This window comes from Nitrospirota bacterium (assembly GCA_037386965.1).
Classification (GTDB): domain Bacteria; phylum Nitrospirota; class Thermodesulfovibrionia; order Thermodesulfovibrionales; family JdFR-86; genus JARRLN01.
Window position 1 is genome coordinate 1 of record JARRLN010000130.1, and the last position, 5,258, is coordinate 5,258.

Sequence of the window (5,258 nt, forward strand, 5' to 3'; positions counted from 1 at the left end):
GCCAGCCCCCTTTTCCTTAAAGACCAGTCCCCTTCTGAAAAATGGGGACGGTCTTTAAAAAGGGAGGCTTGGTGTAAGAAGAGAGGCTGGCCTCCCGAGTCTGACAGATAAGAAAGGGACCGGTCTCTAAAAGGGGACTGGTCCCCCTCAGATGTCGAGGTTTCTGGCCTCCAGGGCGTGCTTGGTGATGAACTCCTTGCGGGGCTCCACGGCGTCGCCCATGAGGACGGTGAACATGTCGTCGGCCTGCATGGAGTCCTCCACGGCCACCTGCCGGAGGGTGCGGCGCTCGGGGTCCATGGTGGTATCCCAGAGCTGCTGGGGGTTCATCTCGCCCAGGCCCTTGTAGCGCTGTATGGTAAGGCCCTTCTTGGCCACCTGAAGGACGAAGTCCAGGAGCTCCCCGCTGCCAGCCACCTCGCTCTCCACGGCCTTGACCCGCACGAAATAGGGCGGGCGGCCCAGGTCGCGCACCCCCTCGTAGAGCCTCCGGAGCGTGCGGTACTCGGGGCTCTTGACGAAGTCCTCCTCCAGAAGGAGGGCCTTGGTCCCCTGCCGCCGTATCTCCACCTTGTGGGACTGGTGCTCCTCGTCAAAGCCGACCTCGCCCACGGTGGCCTCCGGGATGTGCTCCCTGACGGCGCCGAGGACCTGCTCGAGCTTCCCGTGGTCCTTCAGAAGGTCGGGGTCCACGTCCTCGCCGAGGAGCAGCCGCACCAGGGCGGGGTCGTAGCGGCGCATGACGAACCAGTCCATGAGCTTCTCGAACTCGCTCAGCCTCTTGAGGAAGGGCACCACGGCCTTCCCCCGGGCGGGCTGGCCCTTGAGCGAAAGCTCGATGTCCTCGGAGGCAAGCTCAAAGAGCATCTGCATCAGCTCGGCGTCGTTCTGGATGTAGCGGTCCGTCTTCCCGCGCCTCACCCGGTACAGCGGGGGCTGCGCTATGTAGAGGTAGCCCTGCTCGATGAGATCGGACATCTGCCTGTAGAAGAAGGTCAGCAGAAGCGTGCGGATGTGGGCGCCGTCCACGTCGGCGTCGGTCATGAGGACCACCCTGTGGTAGCGGGCCTTCGTGATGTCGAACTCCCCGGGGCCGATGCCGGTGCCCAGGGCGGAGATGAGGACCCGTATCTCCTCGGAGGAGAGCATCTTGTCGAAGCGGGCCTTCTCCACGTTGAGGATCTTCCCCCTCAAGGGGAGGATGGCCTGGTTCCTGCGGTCCCGGCCCTGCTTGGCCGAGCCTCCGGCGGAATCGCCCTCCACGATGAACAGCTCGCTCTGGGCGGGGTCCTTCTCGGAACAGTCCGCGAGTTTGCCCGGAAGGCCGGTGTCCTCCAGGGGGCTTTTCCTGCGGGTCAGCTCCCGGGCCTTGCGGGCCGCCTCCCGGGCGCGGGCGGCCTGCACCGCCTTGTCCACGATCTTCTTGGCCACCGCGGGGTTTTCCTCCAGGTACTGGCCCAGGGCGTCGTTGACGATGCCCTCCACTATCCACTTGGCCTCGCTGTTGCCGAGCTTCATCTTGGTCTGCCCCTCGAACTGGGGGTTGGGCAGCTTCACGCTCACCACCGCCGTCAGCCCCTCGCGGATGTCGTCCCCGGTGGGGCTTTCCTTGACCTTCATGCCCGAGGCGTAGCTGTTGATGGTGCGCGTGAGGGCCGACTTGAAGCCCACCAGGTGGGAGCCGCCCTCGCGGGTGTTTATGTTGTTGGCGTAGGTGTAGATGTTCTCGTTATAGCTGTCGGTGTACTGAAGGGCCACCTCCACGCTCACCCCCTCGCGCTCGCCCTCGATGTAGATGGGCTTGGGGTGCAGCGTGTTCTTGTTCTTGTTGTGGTGCTCCACGAAGCTCACGATGCCGCCCTTGTAGAGGAACTCCTGCTTGCGGCCGCCTATCTCGTCGTTGATGCTTATGCGGAGGCCGCTGTTCAGGAAAGCCAGCTCCCGCAGGCGGTGGCTCAGGACCTCGTAGCTCATCTCAGTGGTCTCGAAAACCTGGGGGTCGGCCTTGAAGGTTATCTTGGTGCCCCGGCGGCGCGACTTGCCCACGGCCTCCAGGGGGCCGGCGGGCACCCCGCGCTCGAAGCGCTGCTGCCAGAGGACGCCGTCCTGGCGGATTTCCACCTCCAGCCACTCCGACAGGGCGTTGACCACACTGACGCCCACCCCGTGCAGGCCGCCCGATATCTTGTAGGCCGTGGCCTCGAACTTCCCCCCGGCGTGCAGCTCCGTCAGGACTATCTCGGCCGCGCTGCGCCCCTTGGGGTCCCCGGGGTGCGGCCCCGTGGGTATGCCCCGGCCGTTGTCCTCCACCGTGACCGAGCCGTCCGGGTGCAGGATGACCTCTATCCGGTCGCAGTAGCCCGCCAGGGCCTCGTCCACCGAGTTGTCCACGACCTCGTAGAGCAGGTGGTGCAGGCCGTCCACCGAGGTGGACCCTATGTACATGGCGGGGCGCTTCCGCACCGCGGAGAGGCCCTTCAGTATCTTGATGGATTCGGCGCCGTAGATGCTCTCCTTGGTCGTCGGGTTCTTCTTCATGTCCTCCTCGAAGTTCTTCACGGGAAGCCCTTTCATGACGCCCGGACCCTGCCGCGCCATCCCTCAGAAAAGGGGGCGCGCCCTCCGGGGACCGGGCGGGTTTAGATAACTATTTATTATACCCTATCCGGGCCTCAGATAGCCACCCCTGAAGGGGCAAAAGATGTTGAATTTACGGGGAAAACGGCCAGCCCGGGGAAAAGCCGCGGGCCGGGCCCGTAACCCCCGGGACGGGGGATGAGGGCAGGGGCGGAGAGCCCCCGGAAAAGAGGCCGCCCTGCTTCGCGTGAGGCAGGGCGGCAGCCGGATGATGGGGGGCTTTACTTCCCGTACCGGGAGTCGATGGTCTTCTTTATCTGGTCCATGGACTTTCCGTCATCCGCTAGTTTGGAGGCCAACAAGGCCTCTTCCTGGCAGATGCCTCACGTGGAGGCGTGGTTGTCCACGAAACAGCTGAGAAGGCTCTTGTGGTAGAAGGGCGGCTGGTCGCAGTAGCAGTAGCAGTAGACCCCGTCGAGGACCTCCCTGTGGCTCTGGGCCACGGTGTAGGCTGCCCGGGCAGCGCCCACGTAATAGGTGGGATTGACCACGGGCCGGGTCTCGCCCCCTTGTACCGAAAAAGACCGTCCCTGCGCCGAGCCGTTGGTGGGGAAGACCCCCCCGAAGGCCAGCACCAGGACAAGGGCCGCCAGCGCGGCCACGCCCCAGAGAATCCGGCCCGTGCTTTTCTTGCGGGCCTGCCGGGCCTGGGCGGCCTTCTTCCGTTTTGCGTTACCTTTCCCCATGCGTCCCCCTTTCTAAGAGTTGCTATATTTTACCTTTGGAAGTGTGAAGGAAAGATGAAGACGGGCGGCCCGAGCCGGGCCCGCACTGAGGGTGCGGCCCTGCCGGGGAGTGATATAATTTCTCCATGGGGCAAGGCAGGCATCGCACGAAGGGGTTTTTTCTGGCCCTCATGATGGCCGCGCTAACCGTGCTGGGGTGCGCGCCCCTCCGGAGCGGCCTCACCTACGCCCCGCGGATGTCGCCGGAGAAGCTCAGGGCGTCCCTCGGCGAGGAGAACCTCCCTCGGCGAGGAGGGCCTGGTGGTCCTGGACGTGCGCGACCCCAGGCAGTGGCAAAAGAGCGAATACAAGATAAAGGGCGCGGTGCGGGAAGACCCCGGAGAGGTGGCCTCATGGGCCGGGAAGTACTCCCCCGGGGAGACCCTGGTCCTGTACTGTGATTGACCGAACGAGCGGACCAGCGCCCGTGCGGCGCGCGAGCTGAGGCAGATGGGCTTCACCCACGCCTACGCCCTGGACGGGGGCTGGCAGGCATGGCTCACGCGGGGGTATCCGGTGGAGAAAAAGTAGGGGGTGCCGCGGGTGCCATACCTTATTTCGATAATAATACCCTGCTGCAATTCGGAGCGTTTTCTCGAAAGAACCCTGAACAGCGTTCTCAAGCAGGATTATCCCCCGCTGGAGGTCATCGCGGTGGACGACGGCTCGACCGACGGCACCAGGGATATTCTGAAAAGATATCCCGCCGTACGCGTCCTGTCGCACCCCCGAGGGGGAAATCGCGGCGTCGCCGCTTCCATGAACCTGGGCGTGACGGAGGCACAGGGGGAGCTTATCGCCTTCATGGACCACGACGATCTCTGGGCTCCGCAAAAGCTCCGGAAACAGAACGCACTATTGGAGCAATATCCGGACATCGGGTTTGTTTATACGAAGGTGAAGGTAATAGATGAGAACGACGTTGAGCTTTTCGCCGTCGAGCAGGACGAAAAGGGTTTTGTCGGTCCGGAGGAGCTTCTGCTTCGGTGCTCCATCAGGACGTCTTCGAGCGTGCTCTTGAGAAAAGAGCTTTTTGCCGAGACGGGGCCGTTCAGGACCGATATTTTCTCGGCCGACCACGACATGTGGCTCAAGATGGCCGAGATTACGCGTTTCGCCCTGCTGCCGGAGTATTTGACGTTTCACAGGAAGCACACAACGCAGCTTACGGCATCGAGGAAGATATGGGAGGACGGCTTCATAATCCTTAACGAAGCCGTCAAGAGGTATCCGTACAGCTTCTCCTGCGTGAGAAAACGGCGGGCCGTGCTGCACTTTCGCCTGGCTCAATACGACTGGCATCACGCGGCCCGGGGGCGCGCCGCCCTGCACGCCGCCAGAGCGGCCCTGAACGACCCGCTCCGCGCGGCGAGAGTTTCCGCGGAGAGCGTGTATGGAAAGATGAGAGGGTAAGGAAGGCCGCAAGCAGGGCAATCAAAATCCCGGCGGGGCTGGCAGGCATGGCTGGAGAGGGGGCATCCGGTGGAGGAGAGGTAGGGGGGGCCACCTCGTTGTAACTGGTTCCGACTCTGAAAAAGAGTGCGGGTTACAAACTTGAACCTATAGAAAGCTTTCCTTCAATCCCCCAAAACCTTGCCTATTTTCGTGCTGTTGCTATAAACTAACGCGAGTGCCGTGAGGCACTAATACTTCAAAAGGAGGTCTAAATGACCAAACTTTTGAGGTAACCCGATTCGAAGGGGGTGCCGGAATTCACCCCTACTCCGGGTCTGGGAAATAAGGGCAGAGGGACAAAAGGATTTCCCCTTGAGGACAACCTGCACGTCCTCCCCGAAAGGGCGACTTGTGGGATCTAAAAGGATATCCTGCCTCAGGTGTACCGGCGCCGGAGGTCCTCATATGGCAGCGAGGCCTGTGGGAATGGCTCCGCTGAGG

Annotated in this window: 4 protein-coding genes; 2 read left to right on the top strand and 2 right to left on the bottom strand. The window is 62.9% G+C overall.

Annotation, left to right across the window (positions count from 1 at the left end):
- Positions 1-147: 147 nt before the first annotated feature.
- Entirely contained in the window at positions 148-2,538 is a 2,391-nt protein-coding gene (gene gyrB / locus P8Y39_12810; protein MEJ2193196.1) for a DNA topoisomerase (ATP-hydrolyzing) subunit B, read from the bottom strand.
- Between the two features lie 422 nt (positions 2,539-2,960).
- Entirely contained in the window at positions 2,961-3,323 is a 363-nt protein-coding gene (locus P8Y39_12815; GenBank protein ID MEJ2193197.1) for a CYCYC family (seleno)protein, read from the bottom strand.
- Between the two features lie 300 nt (positions 3,324-3,623).
- Here P8Y39_12815 and P8Y39_12820 point away from each other — a divergent pair, with 300 nt between their 5' ends.
- Positions 3,624-3,767 (top strand): hypothetical protein, encoded by a 144-nt coding sequence (locus P8Y39_12820; GenBank protein MEJ2193198.1) that lies wholly within the window; start codon positions 3,624-3,626, stop codon positions 3,765-3,767.
- Between the two features lie 138 nt (positions 3,768-3,905).
- Positions 3,906-4,775 (top strand): glycosyltransferase, encoded by an 870-nt coding sequence (locus P8Y39_12825; GenBank protein MEJ2193199.1) that lies wholly within the window; start codon positions 3,906-3,908, stop codon positions 4,773-4,775.
- Positions 4,776-5,258 lie beyond the last annotated feature (483 nt).